The sequence below is a fragment of the Pedobacter sp. Bi27 genome, assembly GCF_918698255.1.
GTDB lineage: Bacteria > Bacteroidota > Bacteroidia > Sphingobacteriales > Sphingobacteriaceae > Pedobacter.
The window spans coordinates 846,077-864,124 of sequence record NZ_CAKKMW010000002.1 but is presented as its reverse complement, the minus strand read 5'-3'; the positions used below and the strand labels follow the sequence as shown (position 1 = coordinate 864,124).

Below are 18,048 nucleotides of genomic sequence, written 5' to 3'. Positions count from 1 at the left end.
AATACTTACCTATTTTTACAATAACATGCAAGAAACTAAAATATTATGGGCCGATGATGAAATCGACTTATTAAAACCTCATATATTATTGCTCAATGATAAAGGTTACCATGTAACTACATTTACCAATGGGAACGATGCGTTGGAGGCATTTGGAAAAGCTCATTTTGACCTGGTTTTTTTGGATGAAAATATGCCGGGGATGAGTGGGATTGAAACCTTATCGGCCATTAAAAACCTGAATCCGGATGTTCCTGTTGTGCTGATTACCAAAAGTGAAGAAGAAAATTTAATGGAGGATGCGATTGGTAGTAAGATTGACGATTATCTGATTAAACCTGTAAATCCTAAACAGGTGTTGTTAACCATTAAAAAACTAATTGATAACAAACGCCTGGTAAGCGAGAAAACTTCTATGGCTTACCAACAGGATTTCCGCCGATTGGGTATGACACTGGGCGACAGGCTGAATTACGAAGAGTGGGTGGATGTGTATAAAAAAATCGTTTTTTGGGAGCTGGAACTTGAAAAACTTGACGACCCGCAAATGCATGAAATTTTAACCATGCAGAAACAGGAAGCCAATACACAGTTTACTAAATTTATCGAAGAACATTATTTAGGTTGGATTAAAGAAAAAGATAAAGCCCCCTTGCTTTCTAATGAGCTGTTAAAGAAAAAAGCCTTCCCTCATATTAACGATACCACACCTGTCTTTTTTATTCTGATTGATAATTTACGTTACGATCAGTGGAAAATCATTAATCCGCTAATTTCTGAATATTTCAGGATCGATGAAGAAGATATGTACACGAGCATTTTGCCAACAGCAACACAATATGCCCGTAACGCCATCTTTTCGGGCATGATGCCTTTGGATATGGAGAAACGTTTTCCACAGCTGTGGCAGAACGATGATGATGAGGGTGGGAAAAACATGCACGAAGAAGCTTTTCTGGCCGATAACATTAAACGTAGTTTAAGAAAAGATTGTAAATTCAGTTATAATAAAATCCTCACTTTTGAGCAGGGGAAAGATCTTGTTGATCAGACCAATAACTTGTTGCAGAACGATTTCAATGCCATTGTATTCAACTTTGTTGATATGTTAAGTCATGCCCGTACGGATATGCAGATGATCCGCGAGCTGGCTAATGATGATGCCGCTTACCGTTCGTTAACCTTATCCTGGTTTGAGCATTCGCCACTTTGGGACTTATTGAAAAAAATCTCACAGAAAAAGGTAAAAGTGATTATTACAACCGATCACGGAACCATCCGTGTTAAAAAACCGGTTAAAGTAATAGGCGATAGAAGCACAAACACCAATTTGAGGTACAAACAAGGTAGAAACCTTAATTTTAATGCAAAAGAAGTGTTTTTGATTAAAAATCCTCATGATGCATTGTTGCCTAAAATCAACATCAGCAGCAGTTATATTTTTGCAAGAGAAGATAGCTATTTCGTTTATCCGAATAATTACAATCAGTTTGTGAATTATTATAACGAAACCTTCCAGCATGGAGGTATTTCACTCGAGGAAATGATTATTCCAGTGGTGACGTATTCGCCGAGGTAATAAAAGAGAATTGAGATACTAGATTTGAGATATGAGCCCAGTCGTTTTTAATAAGACCGTCCTCCTGAATTTATTTCAGGATCTGTTATGATGGTAGGGTCTTCGACAGGCTCAGACTGACAAATCACAAAATAATCAGGCAAAAGCAATGCAATTATGTATTACTTTTGCCTTTATTTTTTAAAATGGATATCGAAGTTAACAGTTTAGCTGATTTACCTGCTGTTGCACAACAGCTTTCAGATTTTGCCAGTGGCCAAAAAGTCTTCATTTTTGAAGGTGATATGGGTGCTGGGAAAACAACCTTCATTAAAAATTTCTGTAAACATTTAGGTGTTGATGATGTGGTTTCGAGTCCTACCTATTCTATCGTTAATGAATATGAAAGTCCTAAGGGCCCGGTTTTCCATTTCGATTTTTATAGAATAAAAGATATTCACGAAGCTTATGATTTGGGCTATGAAGAATATTTTTATGGTGGTGGAGTTTGTTTAATAGAATGGCCTGAACGAGTGGAAGAGTTACTACCCGAAAAACATATTAAAATTGAGATAAATGTGCTGGATGAAAACCGCAGATTATTCAGGTTTTCGAAGGTATAACAATTAGTTATCAATAAATTAACAGATTTTCCTTATCTTGAACAACCTAAAACTATCAAAATTTTAAATTCAACATGGCTACAGGATTACGCGAAGGAATGGCCGATATAGCTCGTCAGGGTTTACTACAAACGCAAGAGGCAAAGCTTGAAACCAGAAATAAAAAAAACAGTCTATATATAGGAATACCCAAGGAAATTTCTTTCCAGGAAAATAGAATTGCATTAACCCCTTTATCTGTTGCATTATTGGTAAACAATGGGCACCGTGTTGTGCTGGAAAGTGGCGCTGGCATTGGGGCTAATTTTTCTGATACCGAGTATGCTGAACAGGGGGCTAAAATTGCCTATAACAAAAAAGAAGTTTTCGATGCCGATATCCTGGTGAAAATTGCACCGCCCATGTTGGAAGAGATTGAGATGATGCATAAAGGGCAAACATTAATTTCTTCGTTGCAAACCGGAACGCTAAAGCAGGATTATCTGAAAGCGCTGATGCATAAAAAAATTAACGCATTATGTTTTGAGAATCTTCGCGATGAAGGTAATGTACTCAGCGTGGTACGCGCCATGAGCGAAATAGTGGGGTCGACCTCTATTTTAATTGCTGCAGAATATTTGAGCAATGTAACAGGCGGAAAAGGTTTAATGCTTGGCGGCTTTACTGGCGTTCCTCCAACAGAGATTGTAATTTTAGGCGCAGGGACGGTGGGCGAATATGCCGCCAGAACAGCTTTGGCATTAGGAGCCGAGGTTAAAGTTTTCGATAGCTCCATTTACCGCTTACGCCGCCTTCAGAATAATTTAGGAAGCAGGGTATTCACTTCGGTAATGCAACCTATTGTGTTGAATAAGGCTATTGTAACCTGCGATGTAGTAATAGGCGCCATCAGAGCTAGCCACGGGCGGAGTCCGTGCATAGTAATGGAAGAGACGGTTGCCCGGATGAAACCACATTCGGTGGTAATTGATGTAAGCATTGATCAAGGAGGCTGTTTTGAAACTTCTGAAGTGACAAACCACACCAATCCGGTATTTAGAAAATACGATGTAATCCACTATTGTGTGCCAAATATTGCTTCGCGTGTGCCAAGAACGGCATCTTACGCTTTAACGAACATTTTTGCGCCTATTTTATTGGATATCGGTGAATTTGGAGGTTTAATGAACATGGTATGGAATACGCCCGGTATCCGCGAAGCATTATATATTTATCAGGGAAACTGTACCAATAAAGATCTGGCTGATATGTTTAATCTGCCGTTTAAGGATCTTGAATTATTGGTTGTTTCGAATCAATAAAACTTTGCAGTAACGAGACTATTAATTTAGCTGATAAATCAACGAAATGTCGTCCTGAGCTTGTCGAAGGACATTTTGTTGGTTATCAAATGTAAAGGTCTTCGACAGGCTCAGACTGACAACCGTTTTGACTTAACAGCGGTAATGACCTATACCAAATACCAATTATATGAAACTCAATCTCTTTACGTTATTTTTCTTCCTCTCAGTGGTTGTTAGCGCCCAAAATAAACCTTCCGCGATAAAAAAACTGGTGGTGGTGAGTTCCTATAATCAATATCTGGCATCGGTAAAAACGGATCCGAATAACGAATTGGTTGAAATTAAAAAAGCCATTCCCAATATCAAATTAGATATCCGCTACGCCACTAAGAATAATTTTATGCAGCAGGTAATGTATAAACAGGCAAGGGCTTTTGCCCGAAAACCAGTAGTAGAATCGTTAAAAAAAATCCAAAAGGAATTAAATAAAAAAGGCTATGGCTTGAAAATATTCGATGGATACCGGCCTTACGCTATTACCATTGAGTTTTATAAAAAGGCCAGTGATAAAAACTTTGTGGCTAATCCGGCAAAGGGATCTAAACACAACAGAGGTTGTGCGGTAGATTTAACCCTGATTGATCTGAAAACAGGCAAAGAAATACCAATGCCGACACCTTACGATAGTTTTTTGGCATCTGCTGCGGCAAAATATGAGAAGGTATCGCCAGAGGCTAAAAAGAACCGCGATTTTTTAATTGCAATAATGGGTAAATATCAGATGAATGTACTGGAGAACGAATGGTGGCACTATGATTTTGCCGGTTGGAAAAAGTACGATTTAATGGATATTCCCTTCGAAAAACTTTAAGGGCTAATGGGTTCATTAGGCAGGGAGCTTGGTTGCACTCTCTCCAAGCGGTTGCCAGTCTGAGCGTAGTCGAAGACTTCTGGAGCATTTTCGTGGTGTAAGATGTTGCCATCTTACACTAAATTTAGCGTTTCAATCGTCAGGTGGTAACGCCTAACATTACAAACTACAAATGATGCGGCCTCCCGTATTGTTCCATTTTTACCTTCGCTTTATCCTCTTTTACAGCCAGTTCAAAAATGTAATCGTAATCATCATCTGTTAACTCCTCTTTAGGCTTTTTGCCGCCAAGGGCTTCAATAATCTCGAGTACGGTATTAGAATGGCCTGCTACAATAATGGTTTTGCCAACGTAATTGGTTTTAATGCTGTCTACAAGCGATTTAACGTCTTTATAATCGATTACCTTCGGAACCACTAATGAATCCAATGTTTGGTGCGTTCTTTTCGTCGGCGTGGCAAAAGCAACATCAAATTTTACCTTTTTTAGGTAAGTTGCTAAATCTCCTGCACGAACTTTTCCCTCATCAGAGAGATTGGGGTTGGTATCCTGTGGGTTCGATTTATCTTTCTCTGCGTGCCTAACAATCCAAACCGTGGTAGTTTGTGCAGAAATTATGTTGGCAAAGAGAAGCGTTAACGACAGTAATACAAGCAGTTTTTTCATGTTATAAATATTCAAAAATTAATTGGATAAGAAAAGCTTTAAAAAGATATGGCAGCGATTAGCTCTTCAATATCCTCCTTTTCATGCCAGGCAGAAAGTACTATACGGTTTAAAGTTTCGTCGGTAGGGTTCGGATAAGGGAAAGACGAAATCAGGATCTGCTTTTGCAAAAGACGTTGTGAAAAATTTACATCACCCAGTAGATACACAGGGAAATCCCATTCGTGTTTCCAGGTAAGATTTGATGCTTTTTCAAGCATTACCATGTTGTTTTTCAGTTTATTTAGGGCCTTTCTATATATATCTTCAGCATGGATAAATGCATAAAGTGCGGCGGGACTTGACGGAGAAGCGCCAATAAAGGTATTTGTACTTTTAAGTTTATTGATTATTTTATTGGAGGCCAAAACAATGCCCGCATCTACACCCAGTGCTTTTGCCATAGAGGCAACCACTACATTTTCGATATTTTCTTGTTTGGGAAGATTTACGATGGCACCCATACCATCGTTGTTTACGCCTATTCCATGCGAATCGTCAACAACAAGAATTATGTTTTTATCCTTACTGATCTCTTTTAAAAAGTCGAAGTCATAAATTTCGGGGACGAGATTATTCATGGAATTACTAATCAAAATCCAGGTTTTTTCTTCAGATGAATTTATTCTTTCAATCGTTTCTAGTTCCCAATCTCGAAATAGTTTTACGTTTTTGGTTTGATTTTCTACCAACCAAAGTGCAGGATGTGCTGCAGGGCCATAAATTACTTTTCCTAATCCGGATAAATCCTTAACGGTAAGCTGCGCAGCTAAATATCCGCTTGAAGTAATCAGCGCAGCTTCTGCTCCATATCGTGCTGCTGCTACTTTTTCAGCATCATCATAAATGCCAAGCTGAATGTTGTTGGTACGGCTTGTTCCGTTGTTTAAACCGAAATTTTTAATCCCTTCGACATATAGATTAATAAAGTCCTGATTTTTAGGAATGCCCAGATAAGCCGTCCCCCCGAAATATAAATAGGTGTTTCCTTCAATATTTATGTTATTAGAAAAAGGTTGATCAATCGATTTAAAATTAGGCTTCATATTAATTATAGTTTCGTCCAAGCTCATCATTTGCAGCGCGGATAATAGATTTATCGCCATTGTCATCATGGTAAAATTCCCAGAACATGATTCCATTTGCAATATCTTTAGCGAGTTTAGCTTTTTTCTTGGTGGTTATGGTTCCATTAAAGTAAAATTGAACGCCATCAATTGATGCATTATCTAAACTTACATCAGCCCCCGCTGTTACAAAATCGCGATAGGCCTTGGCCGAGTTATTGGCATTTTTACCATAAGCCGGGATACCCAAAACGGCTTTCTCTCTTGGCATACCGCGTGTGCTTAGCCAATAATTTAAACTGGCAACGGCCATGTTATAGGATGCATGTTGTATAGGCTCATTTTTATCCCAGCCAATGCCATCGTACACCATAATATTAAAGAAATCTACAGCAGGAAAAACTTCCGATTTTAATCCATCCCGGATACTGCCGGCATATACACCAGGGGTTATGGCCGCACTTAAAAATTTATGGTATTTGTGTAGCGAATCTGAAAGCTCTTTCATTAACAGCACGTAATTATCTGCAGATCCATCGCTGGTGCTTGGATATTCCCAATCCATATCTACGCCGTTCAGATTATTTGTTTTGGCAAAAGTTAGCACATTTTTTACGAACAGGTTTCTGGCCGTTGCAGATGCCGCCATGGTTACAAAAATACTTTTCGTACCCGATATCGAAATGCCTGTTTTAACGCCATTTGCCCTTGCTTTTTGCATTACGGTTGTAAATCGACCGGATTGTTCCAACGCAGCTAAACTTCCATCGGTATTGGGGTTCAGAAAAGCATAAAAGAGGTGCGTAATCATTTTGAACTTCGAATCTGCAATACTGGCTGGATCTCGGTAACTTGGGAAATAGCTTACAATTTTAAAGCTATTGTCGGGTATATATGGTGTAGTAGGGATAGGAGGTTCTATAGGATCGGTTATGGGATCATTTTTCTTACAAGCTGATATAATCAGCATGGTAGAGATGCCAATCAATAGGTAGATTTTTTTCATAGGTTAGGTGTTATTTGATGTTACATATGCTTAAAAAGTATTGTGTATATAAGTGATTATCCTTACCATTTCTGCACGTACCTCGGCAGTTGGTTTTACAAAACTGTTGTTCATGAAAGAATAAATATACGTTTTGCCTTTTTTTGTGAGTACATACCCACTTTGATTATGAACGCCACCGAGCGAACCTGTTTTTCCGAAAACAAAAGGTTTGTCGGTTTTGGGGTAAGCATTTTTTAATGTGCCACTTTTACCGCCTGCTGGCAGCAGACCAAAAAGCTTTTCGGGATCGTTCACCAACCTGTAAATGGAATCAAGGAGGTATACATTATCACGCGGCGTAAATAAATTCTGACGGGACAAACCAGATCCATCAGCCCATTTTACTTTATCAGGCAAAAAAGAAAGGTAGTTTTTCGTAATGTAATCAATGGCTTTTGTTGTGCTCAATGTATCGCCAATCTGATTGGAGCAAACCAATAACAAATGTTCGGCGATAAAATTATCGCTGGGTAGCATCATGTGTTTTAAAACTGAATCACGCTTTGCGCCCGATAAAGTTATAGCATACGATGGTATTTTTAAGTTTATAATGCCGACAGGTTTGTGCAGTGTATCTGATAATATTTCGACGGTAACCTGTGCACTGGTTTTATATGGGTTTTGCTGATTATAGCCCGGTTGTACTGAAACGGCAGGATAATGAAAGCGGTTGCTTAAAAAATCTCTGCTTACCTGAAAACTGCCTGCTTTTTTTGTAGAATCTATTTCGAAACAGGAGGCAAACACCTTTGGTTCGATATTGATTTTATTTGGAGTGGCATAAGTAGAAGTAACCATGTTATCCATAATTGGCATTTCGGTAATTTCTGGCTGATAATAATAATCGTAATCATCCCACGACCAGCCATCGCCAAAAAAACTGCCCGAATATCGTCCGGGAGAAAAGAATAGTTTTTTGTTCGAAGCCAAAAGAAAATTGTAAGCCGATTTGTCTTTTACTGCAAACTGTAAAAAAGATGGATCGCCTGTACCCCAAAAAATCAATGAATCATTCCGTTCAATATATTTTAAGGCAGGCATTAAATCGGGCAGCATTTTTAAGCTTGCAAAAAAAGTATAAAGTTTGGTGTTAGACGCTGGGGTGAAATATTTACCGGCATCTTTCTGAAAAATCATTTTTTTATCTGTAGGATTATAAAGGGCGAAACCAACCTGATATTGTTTGATTACCTGCGAATTTTTAAATTCTTTAGCTACTTTTTTTGAAATGATTTTATTGGTTGAGCAACTTGTTAACAAACAAATAGATAGTGCAAATGCAAGAAAAATAAAATTATGATTTTTTAAAGTAAACATGTTCTAAATTTAGGGGACATAATTATCAACTAATTTATTAAATTTAGTTTAATGTTAACCAAATATAACCCCGGTGTAATAATCTGTTTACGCAAACTAACAATTTGTTTGGGGTTGGTATTTCTTGCTTTTTCTGGATTTGGCCAGGAATTCCTTTTTAAAAGAAACAGGCAAAAACAGTCAATTACTTTTAAGTGCATCAAAAACCTGATGGTTATTCCGGTGTATGTAAATGGTAAGGGGCCGTATGATTTTGTTCTTGATACCGGAGTCGGACCAATGATTATTACCGATCCATCGATTATCGATTCTTTGAATTTTAGTAAACTCCGTAAAATTAAAGTATCTGGCTTGGGCATTGAAACAGTTGAGGCCTATGTTTCTCAAAGTCTGGATGTTAAAGTAGGCAGTACAAGCATTAAGAATATACCAACGGCAATCTTAAAAGAAGATCTCTTTAACCTGTCGGGGCATTTGGGACTGAAAATTTACGGCTTGCTGGGCTTCAGTTTTTTTAACAGCTTTATTGTTGATATAAGATACAGTGAAAATAGGCTGATTATTTATGATCACGATGCCAAAATCAAATACCTTGGCAAAAAAATACCCATTGAGATTCAGAATCAGAAACCGTATATTTTAGGTACTGTTGATGTTCCTGGCGGTAAAACCGTTGAGGCTAGGTTTTTAATGGACACAGGAGCTAGCCATGCTTTATCGCTCGAAATGCTCCATGGAACCGAATTCCCGCTGCCCGAAAAAAAAATCAAAGCAAATTTAGGAATGAGCCTTAGCGGCCAGATTAAGGGATATATTGGCCGTGTAGGCAAGTTTAATGTAGGCGGCCATGTTTTTAAAGACGTTGTTGCAGGATTTCCTGATTTTAAGAGTATTGCGGATAAGATCGATTTATCAAAACGGAACGGTAATGTGGGAGCGGATTTGCTGCGGAAATTTAATATCCAGTTTAACTACCAGGGAGGTTTTATTTATGTTAAGCCTAATGGTTTAAGCAAAACTCCTTTCGAGCATGATATGGTAGGTATGGTAATTTACCTCGATCAGAAAGAGTATAAAAGAGTTCTGATTGGTGAAATAGACGAAAATAGTCCGGCAGAAAAAGCGGGATTATGCCCTGATGATGAAATTATCGCGGTAAATTTCAAAAGTATAGATACCTATTCTTTAAATGAGCTTACCGAAATGTTTAAATCAAAAGCAGATAGGAATGTAATTTTTGAGATTTTTAGGGATAATCAAGTCTATTTTAAAGTGGTTCGCCTTGAAAAGAGGATCTAAAAAGCGTAATTTTCCAGTTACAAAAGAATTGTCGTGTAACAAGGTTCTAACTTTAACCTCTTATTGCCAAGCAAACTAACTTTTATATACACATGAAGAAAAACTTTAAGGTACTTGCCCTCGCAGGTATCGTAGCACTTGGTGTAGCCGGATCAGGTTCGGTATATGCGCAGAAAAAATCTAAAACAACAAAAGGAGCTACTCCTGCAGCTCCAACTGCAGCCCCGGCAGCAGCACCAAAAAAAGAAGGAATTAAACCATTTTCTGAAGTAATTACCGCAAAAGCCAGAACAACAAACGGTTTATTCAAAACACACAAGGTAGACGATAAATGGTATTTTGAGATACCAGATTCAATGATCAACCGCGAAATGCTTGTAGTTACCCGATTGGCAAAGGTGCCAGCAGGGGTAAAAGTTGGTAACCAGCAATATGGCGGGGAACAATTAAATGAGCAGGTATGGAAATGGGAGCGTAGAGGCAAACAAGTTTACATCCGCGTACCAAGTTATGCAACAAAGGCTGATCCGAACAGCGATATGTACGAATCGGTGCAAAACTCTAATCTTGCACAAATTTTAGCCAGTTTTGAAATTAAAGCCTATAATAAGGATACTACTGGTGTTGTGATTGATGTTACTGATTTTTATAACGGTGATGTAATGGCAATTGGTGCTACCGATCAGATCCGTAAAGCTTATAAAGTTACCATGTACGATGCAACACGTTCTTATATCGATACGGTAAAAACTTTCCCGATCAACGTTGAAGTAAAAACCGCTAAAACATACCGGGCAGCAGAATCTCCGACCGATAACAGTAATGGAGCTGTTACTTTCGAATTCAATACGTCGATGTTATTATTGCCAAAAACCCCTGTGAAAGCCAGGATAATGGATAGCAGGGTTGGTTTTTTTGGTCAATCTCAAATTGATTATGGAAGCAACGCACAAAAGGCAGAGCGTACAGCCTACATTCACCGATGGAATTTGGTTCCAAAAGATACCAATGCCTATAAACGTGGCGAACTGGTAGAACCGGTAAAACCGATTGTAATTTATATCGATCCTGCAACGCCTAAAAAATGGGTGCCGTTTTTAATCCAGGGGATTAATGATTGGCAGGTAGCTTTTGAGGCTGCAGGTTTTAAAAATGCCATTATAGGTAAAGAAGCGCCAACGCCTCAACAAGATCCTCAATTCAGTGTAGAAGATTCCAGGTATTCAGTTGTTCGCTATTTTGCATCAGATATTGCCAATGCTTACGGCCCGCATATTAGCGACCCACGTACCGGAGAGATTTTAGAAACGCACATTGGTTGGTACCATAATGTAATGAATCTATTGCGTAACTGGTATTTTGTACAAACAGCAGCCATTAATCCTGAAGTTCGTAAAGCTAAATTTACGGATGCGCAAATGGGCGAATTAATCCGTTTTGTTTCTTCACACGAAATTGGCCACACTTTAGGTTTACCACACAACTTTGGCTCGAGCTATGCTTACCCGGTTGATTCATTACGTTCAAAAGCATTTACAGATAAACATGGTACTGCACCATCTATTATGGATTATGCGCGTTTTAACTACATCGCTCAACCTGGCGATGGTGTAACCAAGCTTCACCCCCAAATTGGAGAATATGATAAATGGGTAGTGAAATGGGGTTATTCTTGGATTCCTGGAAACAAAACTGCAGAACAGGAAAAAGAAATTTTAGACCAGTGGACATTGAAAAATGCAGGTAATCCTTTGTATTTCTATGGCCGTCAGGGAACTTCATTAGATCCTCGTTTGCAGAGCGAAGATTTGGGCGACAACGCAATGAAAGCAAGTACATATGGCATTGCCAACTTAAAACGTATTTTGCCTAACGTAGAAAAATGGACCTATCAAAAAGGAAAAGATTACAGTGATTTAAAAGAAATCTACACCGAAATTGTTGGCCAGTTTAACCGTTATATGGGACACGTGGCAACAAACGTTGGTGGATTAAGCGAAAACTTTAAAACCTACGAGCAAAAAGGGCCAGTTTACGCCTATTTGCCTAAAACAAAGCAAAAAGAAGCCGTTGCTTTTTTCAATCAACAATTATTTACTACCCCACTTTGGTTAATCAGCAATGATCAACTCAGTAAATTTGATAATGGTGTATTGTTAAACCGCATTAAAAGTGTTCAAGCGAATACTTTAGGTAATTTATTATCCGCTTCACGTATTGCTCGTTTGTTAGACAACGAAACTAAAAACGGTGCAGCAAAAGCATACACCTTACCTGAATTATTTACGGACTTAAGATCGTCGGTTTTTGTTGCAGGAAGAGCAGATGCATTTAAACGTAATTTACAACGTGCTTATGTAGACCGTTTACAGGATTTAATGACCAAAGAATCAGAACTTCCGGTTGGGTTTCCTGTAGATTATGCAGCAAGTTACGGTTTAACGCCAATCAATGTTGGCTTATCTGATATCAGACCATTGGTTAGAGCAGAGTTAAAAACTTTATTGGCTACTACAAAAGCCAGAGCAGCAGCAGGTGATGCCATTACCAAGGCACATTATGAAGATTTGAATATCAGAATTAAAGATATTTTAGATCCTAAGAAATAAATGATTGAATGATAAAATGAGTGAGTGATTGAATGAAAAGCAATGCACCATTCAATAACTCACTCATTCAATCATTAAAAAAGCGGAGCAGGTCATTAAATTGATTGCTCCGTTTTTTTATAAGTCAAACCTAGCAGGTTTACAATCAAAAGATCGTCGTCTTCGCTCGAAATGACGAATCTATTTAATCCCCTTTGTATAATTTTTGATGCTTTAAGCTAAACACATGGCAGTTTTTTAATTTTATGGTTAAAACAGCTATTATGCTCAAAAGATTATTATTTGCCCTTACCTTATTTACATACAGTTTATCTGCCTTTGGTCAAAGTGCAGATTCGTTAACGGTTATAAAAACCAAATGGCATAAAAACAGAATTGCCAAACAGGTGACTTTATTCCAGCATCATTTTGATCAGAAAAACCTTTTCGCTGCAAACGAAAACATTTCGTTCTTAGAAATAAAAAATACAGGCCGGAAGGCGGTTTTTGCTATTGGAGCAGAAGAGAGAGAACTAATTACTACCAGTAATTTTGGATTACGCGATACAGCAATTGCTGCGGTAAATGGTAACTTTTTCGATGTAAAAAATGGAGGTTCAGTAGATTTTGTTCGTGTTAATGGAAAAACCATTAATACTAACCGCTTGGATAAAAATGGAAATCGGGCAAGGCATCAAGAAGCGGCGGTTGTAATTGAGAACGGAAAAATTTCGATCCAAAAGTGGGATGGGACAAGTGACTGGGAAACAAAACTGGCCGCTAAAGATGTTTTGTTAAACGGCCCCTTATTAACTCTAAACGATATTGATGAAAAGCTGGATACGACTGGATTTAGCCGTTTGCGCCATCCGCGTACTTGCTTAGGCGTAAAGCCTAATGGCAGGGTGATTTTGTTAACTGTTGATGGAAGAAATGAAAACTCGGCAGGTATGAGTTTGTTTGAGCTAACCAAATTAATGCGTTGGCTAGGCTGCGCCAGTGCCCTAAATTTTGATGGTGGAGGTTCTACAACTTTGTGGGTAAACGGAATGCCCGATAATGGTGTTGTCAACTATCCAACTGATAATAAAAAATGGGACCATGAAGGGCAGCGCAAAGTAGCTAACGTCATTTTGGTGAAAAAACAAGTACGGAGATAAACCTGTATCTATTACAGCATGTTTAGCTCTGGTTAAAAAAACTTATTTTAGCCAAAGATTTTTGTTGAAATGATTAAAAATACGATATACTTTTTCTTTTTTGTACTGATGCTTTCTGCCTGTAAGTTTGGCACTAAAACCAGCGACCCAACTTTAAGAGATTTTACTTTCGAGCCTGTAAAAGGCATCCGTTATCAAGAGGTAAAACGCCGTTTTAAAAACGGACTTTCTTTTAATACGGAAGGTTTTATGCAAAAACCATCCTGGATCATTGAAGTGGTTAAGGAAGATACCATGTCGGCCTGGAGTCCACAGAAACAACGAATGCAAAAATTCTATATGCAGTACGATCACGGGAATGTATATAATTTTGCTGCGGAATTTTTTAAAGTAAAACACATCAGTAAGGATAGTTTGGTTTTTCAGCGGATTCAGGTTGATGGAAAAGTAATTGCTTCGGATGTTCGCTCGGATGTAAATATGACTTTTTACGCGCAGGATTATATTAAAAACAAATTGAAGGCCAAGGCTGCCGATCTGCAAAAACCAAGCAAGGCCGATACTGCTTTTATAGAGAAGCGTGCTGCCAAAGTTAATTTAAATAGCGATAGTGCTTTTGCTGCAACAGATCCGGTTCAGTTTATACCAAAAAGTAAAATTGTAAGGGTAGAAAAAATCAGTACGGTTGATCGGGCCAATAACAGGACCGAAGCTTACGATTATATGTTTCCGCAGTATATTATCAGGATAGATCGGGCTTATAAAGATTTTGCTTACCAGGTTGCAGCGGTTGTAGATTTTCAGGGAAGGATACACGTAAAAACGATTTATAATGTGCTTCCCGAGAACGTTGAAACTAAAAAAAAGGTGGCTCAGGGGATAGCAGATATCTATGTTAGAAACCTTTTTGATGTGGCTCCCGGAACGACACTCGGGATTCCGCATAATAGTGAAATTACTTTAACAATAATTGGGAAGGCAATTAAAAAGCCTTAGTAATCTGCTATTTACAAAATTTTAACGTTAAAAAAATGTTAAAATTTATTTTGATTTTAAAAATTAAAACTTACCTTGCATACTTAATTTTAATATTTAATACAATGCAAGAAGGCACAGTAAAATTCTTCAATGTAACTAAAGGTTTTGGCTTTATCGTACCTGCAAATGGCGATAGCGAAATTTTTGTTCATTCAACAGGTCTTATCGACGAAATCCGTGAAAACGACAAAGTACAGTACGAAGTTGCTAACGGTAAAAAAGGCTTAAATGCCGTTAATGTGAAAGTAATTTAATTTATTTATCATATTTACAGAGAAGGCTGCTTTCTTGCGATGGCGGCCTTTTTTTGTTTTATTTTTCGCTGCCTGAATTCATTCAGGATCTATTCTCACTTTTTATGACCTACTATTTTATTGTTCCTGGTTTGGGTAATTCAGGCGCAGATTTCGTGGAAAGCGCAGATGAGCATAAATCTGCGTAAACCAATTTGATCTGCGGGAATAATTTAAGCGTTCTTACTTCTGCGCAACCTTCTTCCTTAAAAACTGGTCGAGAAAAATTAATCCGATCACCAGATCTGCAAAAAGAAAGGCATAAATAGTTGTAGGCGTAATGTATTTCTCTAAATTGAAATCGAAATTCACTTTTAAATCGAATTGAGGCATTTCAAGGTTAGCGTTATAAAACACATAACCCAATAAGGCGAGTAACGAGACCACAAAAAAGCCTCCAATGCTATAAATAATCTTTTTATCAACCTTTGTTTTCATCGCCATAGGGGCAGGAACTAAGGCAACACTTTCCATCACATTTCTGGTGAAAGACATAGAGGGTTCATCAAGATCGAGCCCATCAAAAACTAAATTAAGCTTAAGCAGATCCTCGTACTGCGATTTAAGCTCGGCATCCGATTCAATTTTTTCTTCGATGGCTTTTTTTGAAGCATCATCCAAATTCCCATCAATATAATCCCAAAGCTGTTGTTCTATTGTATTCATAGTAACTCCTTTACTTCATCTTTTAACAAATATTGTAATTTTTCTTTAAGTCTTTGCCTGGCCCTATGCAACTTTACTTTTATCGTATTGGGTTCCATATGCAGCGCTTCGCCAATTTCTTCTAAACTCTGTTCGCCTTTGTAAAATAGGGTAATAATAGCCGCATCATCCGGTAAAAGCTGGGTAATGGCAATATTTAAAAAAGCATGGCTATCCTGCCGCTCATAGCCATTTGCATTAAAACCCGAGGTATGGTTTTCGAGCTGTAAAATGGTGCTTTCATCATGTATTGACGTAGTATCTAAACGGTTTTTCCTTAAAAAAGTCATCGCCGTAGTATAGGTTATCGTGTACAGCCAGGTACTAAATTTAGCTGTTTGTTTAAAGGTGCCCAATGCTTTATATGCTTTTACAAAGCAATCCTGCGCAATTTCTTCGGCGTCTTCCCTGTTTTTCGAAAACCTTAAAGCAAGCGTAAATACAAATCGCTGATGGCGCTTTACCAATAAAGCATACTGATCGGTTTCGCCGTTCAATACTTTTTGGATCAGCTCTAAATCTGTAGGTTTTTGCTCCATGTTTAGCAATAAGACTACATTAAAGATAAGTAGGTTACACGAGAAACATCATTAAGAAGGTTTATTATTTATCCGTTGCAGGTGAATAATGTAATAGGTTAGTTTTTCGGAAATGAAAGGGCCGTTTTTAATAGGAAATTGAAGCCCTGCTGTTCGCTGTAGCCCTCATGCTTCGGGGCTGCCGCTGCCATCAGGTTTATGAACAACGTGGGTGCGCCCTGCAGCCTTAAAAATGAAATGCTGTTTTGGCCATTTAGACTTGGGTGAAGCGGTACTCTGCAGGCTGAGGAATCCCGATTTTTCGGGAAAGTGTACAAGCGCAACACGGGAACCAACTTGATTAACTGCACAGACATTGCGCTCCAAAAAAGGAATTAATCATTTTTTGCTCACCAGCTAGTGAATATAATTAACTTCGCAAGTGCTCGCTAATGTGAAGCGAAAAACTTTAATCCTGCAATTGATCCTATAAGTGTGCAGATAAAAAATATCCGCCAGAAGGTTGCTGGTTCATTGAAATAAAAAATTCCGATAATTACTGTTCCTACGGCACCGATACCCGTCCAAACAGCATAGGCAGTTCCCATTGGTAAAGTTTGGGTTGCTTTATTTAGTAATAAGAAACTCAAAATAATACAGACAAAAAAAGCCGTACTCCATTTTATATTCGAAAAATTGTTCGATAATTTAAGGCAGGTGGTAAAGCCAACTTCAAAAAGGCCGGCAATAATTAAGATAATCCAGTTCATGATAAATGTGTTTCTGCAAATTTAAGGCACATTCATCAGGCAACATTTTACAAATGTTAAAAAATGAATTTATTTATGAGCTGCTCTTATTCTGCTTAGGGTAACCTGTGTTACACCCAGGTATGAGGCAATATGTTTTAAGGCTACTCTTTTAATCAGTTCGGGAGATTGATCTAGAAAATCCTGGTAACGTTCTGCTGCCCCTTTAAAAGCCCGGTCTATTAATCTTCTTTCAGTAGCAATTAGTTCCTGTTCTGCAATTTTTCTGCCCCAATTAGCAATTTCTAAATGTTGATCGTAAAGCGAAAAAAGATCGGTTAACCTGATTTGAATTAAACTGCAGTTTTCCAATAACTCAATGTTCTCGTACCCGGGGCTATTATTAATATAGCTGTTAAAAGAAAAAAGAACGGCACCACTTTGTCCGAACCAAAAGGTTACCTGCTGGTTTTCTCCGTCAGAATAGGCTCTGGCAATGCCACTTTCGAGGATATAGAAATAAGGCTCTATTTTATCTGCATAGATTAAAATCGTTCCTTTCTGATGTTCTACCCGCTTAGAAACAGCAGCTAACCTTTCTAAAGCTTTATTGCTGAGCGGCTTAAAGATTTCTATATTTTTTAACAGACTGTACAAGTGAATTTTTAATGTTTGATAAAGCTATCGATTTTTTTTCAGCAAGGGTGTAACCTGGTTAAAAAGTATGTAGTCATAATACACAGAACACGGTTCAATTTAAACAATAGAATATTTACAAATTAAAAATTATAATCATGGAAGGTATATTAGTCCCAATCTCGCTTTTTTTAGGTGCATTCGCAATGGTATTCGGAATCCGCTACCTATCAAACAAAGAGAAAATGGCAATGATCGAAAGGGGGATCGATCCGGGTGTGCATAAGGCCACACCAAAACCGTTTTTAAGTTTAAAGTTCGGTTTGCTTTTGGTTGGTTTAGGAATCGGCCTGCTGGTAGCGCTATTTACAGTTAGAGGAGTGTTCGGCAGCGACATGACACGTAGTGAGCAGGGACAATCGGTAGCCATTTACTTTGGTTTCATCGGAATTTTCGGCGGACTGGGCTTAATTGTTTCTTACCTTGTAGAGAAGAAATGGCTGGATAGCAATAAAATGCTTTAATATCAGAGAAGTCAAGTTTAATGGCCACATCGCTATAAAAACTTGACTTCTCTTTATTCTTGTAT

General features: G+C 38.1%; 18 protein-coding genes. 10 read left to right on the top strand and 8 right to left on the bottom strand.

From position 1 onward, the window contains the following. Nucleotides 1-25: 25 nt before the first annotated feature. The 4 genes from LQ227_RS09105 to LQ227_RS09090 all read left to right on the top strand — a co-directional run bounded on the left by LQ227_RS09105 (nt 26) and on the right by LQ227_RS09090 (nt 4,335). A complete protein-coding gene (locus tag LQ227_RS09105) occupies nt 26-1,579 on the top strand; it encodes a PglZ domain-containing protein (RefSeq protein WP_057931049.1) in 1,554 nt (517 codons plus the stop codon). Between the two features lie 185 nt (nt 1,580-1,764). Continuing rightward, nucleotides 1,765-2,181, top strand: a complete 417-nt coding sequence (gene tsaE, locus LQ227_RS09100; protein WP_230142877.1) for a tRNA (adenosine(37)-N6)-threonylcarbamoyltransferase complex ATPase subunit type 1 TsaE — start codon at nt 1,765-1,767, stop codon at nt 2,179-2,181. Between the two features lie 74 nt (nt 2,182-2,255). After that, entirely contained in the window at nt 2,256-3,482 is a 1,227-nt protein-coding gene (locus LQ227_RS09095) for an alanine dehydrogenase (protein ID WP_230142875.1), read from the top strand. A gap of 169 nt (nt 3,483-3,651) precedes the next feature. Further along, nucleotides 3,652-4,335, top strand: coding sequence for a M15 family metallopeptidase (locus LQ227_RS09090; protein WP_230142873.1), 684 nt, complete (start codon nt 3,652-3,654; stop codon nt 4,333-4,335). 166 nt (nt 4,336-4,501) lie between these two features. On the opposite strand, the gene LQ227_RS09085 is transcribed toward LQ227_RS09090, so the two are convergent. From LQ227_RS09085 to LQ227_RS09070, 4 genes are read right to left on the bottom strand one after another with little or no spacing between them, the layout of a single operon-like run. Then, on the bottom strand, nt 4,502-5,002 hold the full coding sequence (locus LQ227_RS09085) for a histidine phosphatase family protein (RefSeq protein WP_230142871.1): 501 nt from the start codon (nt 5,000-5,002) through the stop codon (nt 4,502-4,504). Nucleotides 5,003-5,040: 38 nt separating this feature from the next. Next, complete coding sequence (locus LQ227_RS09080; protein ID WP_230142870.1) at nt 5,041-6,087, bottom strand: aminotransferase class I/II-fold pyridoxal phosphate-dependent enzyme; 1,047 nt, start codon at nt 6,085-6,087, stop codon at nt 5,041-5,043. A gap of 1 nt (nt 6,088) precedes the next feature. Beyond that, complete coding sequence (locus LQ227_RS09075) at nt 6,089-7,114, bottom strand: glycoside hydrolase family 18 protein (protein ID WP_230149092.1); 1,026 nt, start codon at nt 7,112-7,114, stop codon at nt 6,089-6,091. Between the two features lie 30 nt (nt 7,115-7,144). Beyond that, on the bottom strand, nt 7,145-8,473 hold the full coding sequence (locus tag LQ227_RS09070; RefSeq protein ID WP_230149090.1) for a D-alanyl-D-alanine carboxypeptidase: 1,329 nt from the start codon (nt 8,471-8,473) through the stop codon (nt 7,145-7,147). A gap of 51 nt (nt 8,474-8,524) precedes the next feature. On the opposite strand from LQ227_RS09070, the gene LQ227_RS09065 reads away from it, so the two are divergent. The 5 genes from LQ227_RS09065 to LQ227_RS09045 all read left to right on the top strand — a co-directional run bounded on the left by LQ227_RS09065 (nt 8,525) and on the right by LQ227_RS09045 (nt 14,812). Beyond that, entirely contained in the window at nt 8,525-9,772 is a 1,248-nt protein-coding gene (locus LQ227_RS09065) for an aspartyl protease family protein (protein WP_230149088.1), read from the top strand. Nucleotides 9,773-9,864: 92 nt separating this feature from the next. Beyond that, entirely contained in the window at nt 9,865-12,381 is a 2,517-nt protein-coding gene (locus LQ227_RS09060; RefSeq protein ID WP_230149086.1) for a zinc-dependent metalloprotease, read from the top strand. A gap of 263 nt (nt 12,382-12,644) precedes the next feature. Next, nucleotides 12,645-13,520 carry a phosphodiester glycosidase family protein gene (locus LQ227_RS09055; protein ID WP_230142865.1) on the top strand — a complete coding sequence of 292 codons (876 nt, stop codon included), beginning with the start codon at nt 12,645-12,647 and terminating at the stop codon, nt 13,518-13,520. A gap of 69 nt (nt 13,521-13,589) precedes the next feature. After that, nucleotides 13,590-14,516 (top strand): hypothetical protein, encoded by a 927-nt coding sequence (locus tag LQ227_RS09050; protein ID WP_230142864.1) that lies wholly within the window; start codon nt 13,590-13,592, stop codon nt 14,514-14,516. Between the two features lie 104 nt (nt 14,517-14,620). Next, entirely contained in the window at nt 14,621-14,812 is a 192-nt protein-coding gene (locus LQ227_RS09045; protein WP_025141747.1) for a cold-shock protein, read from the top strand. 222 nt (nt 14,813-15,034) lie between these two features. Here LQ227_RS09045 and LQ227_RS09040 read toward each other — a convergent pair whose 3' ends face one another. The 4 genes from LQ227_RS09040 to LQ227_RS09025 form a co-directional block, all read right to left on the bottom strand. Further along, nucleotides 15,035-15,517 carry an anti-sigma factor gene (locus LQ227_RS09040; RefSeq protein ID WP_230142862.1) on the bottom strand — a complete coding sequence of 161 codons (483 nt, stop codon included), beginning with the start codon at nt 15,515-15,517 and terminating at the stop codon, nt 15,035-15,037. Continuing rightward, nucleotides 15,514-16,095: an RNA polymerase sigma factor gene (locus LQ227_RS09035; protein ID WP_230149084.1), complete on the bottom strand. Its 582-nt coding sequence runs from the start codon at nt 16,093-16,095 to the stop codon at nt 15,514-15,516. The genes LQ227_RS09040 and LQ227_RS09035 overlap by 4 nt, the downstream gene beginning before the upstream one ends. Before the next feature lie 428 nt (nt 16,096-16,523). Continuing rightward, on the bottom strand, nt 16,524-16,844 hold the full coding sequence (locus LQ227_RS09030) for a multidrug efflux SMR transporter (RefSeq protein ID WP_057931064.1): 321 nt from the start codon (nt 16,842-16,844) through the stop codon (nt 16,524-16,526). A 69-nt stretch (nt 16,845-16,913) separates the two neighbouring features. Continuing rightward, entirely contained in the window at nt 16,914-17,480 is a 567-nt protein-coding gene (locus LQ227_RS09025) for a Crp/Fnr family transcriptional regulator (protein WP_230149082.1), read from the bottom strand. Nucleotides 17,481-17,617: 137 nt separating this feature from the next. On the opposite strand from LQ227_RS09025, the gene LQ227_RS09020 reads away from it, so the two are divergent. After that, nucleotides 17,618-17,983, top strand: a complete 366-nt coding sequence (locus LQ227_RS09020; RefSeq protein ID WP_230142856.1) for a DUF6249 domain-containing protein — start codon at nt 17,618-17,620, stop codon at nt 17,981-17,983. The last annotated feature ends 65 nt before the right edge of the window (nt 17,984-18,048 follow it).

Bases quoted from the DNA above. Each gene is read 5' to 3' on its own strand.
- LQ227_RS09105 (WP_057931049.1), top strand. From the start codon at position 26: ATGCAAGAAACTAAAATATTATGGGCCGATGATGAAATCGACTTATTA.
- tsaE (WP_230142877.1), top strand. From the start codon at position 1,765: ATGGATATCGAAGTTAACAGTTTAGCTGATTTACCTGCTGTTGCACAA.
- LQ227_RS09095 (WP_230142875.1), top strand. From the start codon at position 2,256: ATGGCTACAGGATTACGCGAAGGAATGGCCGATATAGCTCGTCAGGGT.
- LQ227_RS09090 (WP_230142873.1), top strand. From the start codon at position 3,652: ATGAAACTCAATCTCTTTACGTTATTTTTCTTCCTCTCAGTGGTTGTT.
- LQ227_RS09085 (WP_230142871.1), bottom strand. From the start codon at position 5,002: ATGAAAAAACTGCTTGTATTACTGTCGTTAACGCTTCTCTTTGCCAAC.
- LQ227_RS09080 (WP_230142870.1), bottom strand. From the start codon at position 6,087: ATGAAGCCTAATTTTAAATCGATTGATCAACCTTTTTCTAATAACATA.
- LQ227_RS09075 (WP_230149092.1), bottom strand. From the start codon at position 7,114: ATGAAAAAAATCTACCTATTGATTGGCATCTCTACCATGCTGATTATA.
- LQ227_RS09070 (WP_230149090.1), bottom strand. From the start codon at position 8,473: ATGTTTACTTTAAAAAATCATAATTTTATTTTTCTTGCATTTGCACTA.
- LQ227_RS09065 (WP_230149088.1), top strand. From the start codon at position 8,525: ATGTTAACCAAATATAACCCCGGTGTAATAATCTGTTTACGCAAACTA.
- LQ227_RS09060 (WP_230149086.1), top strand. From the start codon at position 9,865: ATGAAGAAAAACTTTAAGGTACTTGCCCTCGCAGGTATCGTAGCACTT.
- LQ227_RS09055 (WP_230142865.1), top strand. From the start codon at position 12,645: ATGCTCAAAAGATTATTATTTGCCCTTACCTTATTTACATACAGTTTA.
- LQ227_RS09050 (WP_230142864.1), top strand. From the start codon at position 13,590: ATGATTAAAAATACGATATACTTTTTCTTTTTTGTACTGATGCTTTCT.
- LQ227_RS09045 (WP_025141747.1), top strand. From the start codon at position 14,621: ATGCAAGAAGGCACAGTAAAATTCTTCAATGTAACTAAAGGTTTTGGC.
- LQ227_RS09040 (WP_230142862.1), bottom strand. From the start codon at position 15,517: ATGAATACAATAGAACAACAGCTTTGGGATTATATTGATGGGAATTTG.
- LQ227_RS09035 (WP_230149084.1), bottom strand. From the start codon at position 16,095: ATGGAGCAAAAACCTACAGATTTAGAGCTGATCCAAAAAGTATTGAAC.
- LQ227_RS09030 (WP_057931064.1), bottom strand. From the start codon at position 16,844: ATGAACTGGATTATCTTAATTATTGCCGGCCTTTTTGAAGTTGGCTTT.
- LQ227_RS09020 (WP_230142856.1), top strand. From the start codon at position 17,618: ATGGAAGGTATATTAGTCCCAATCTCGCTTTTTTTAGGTGCATTCGCA.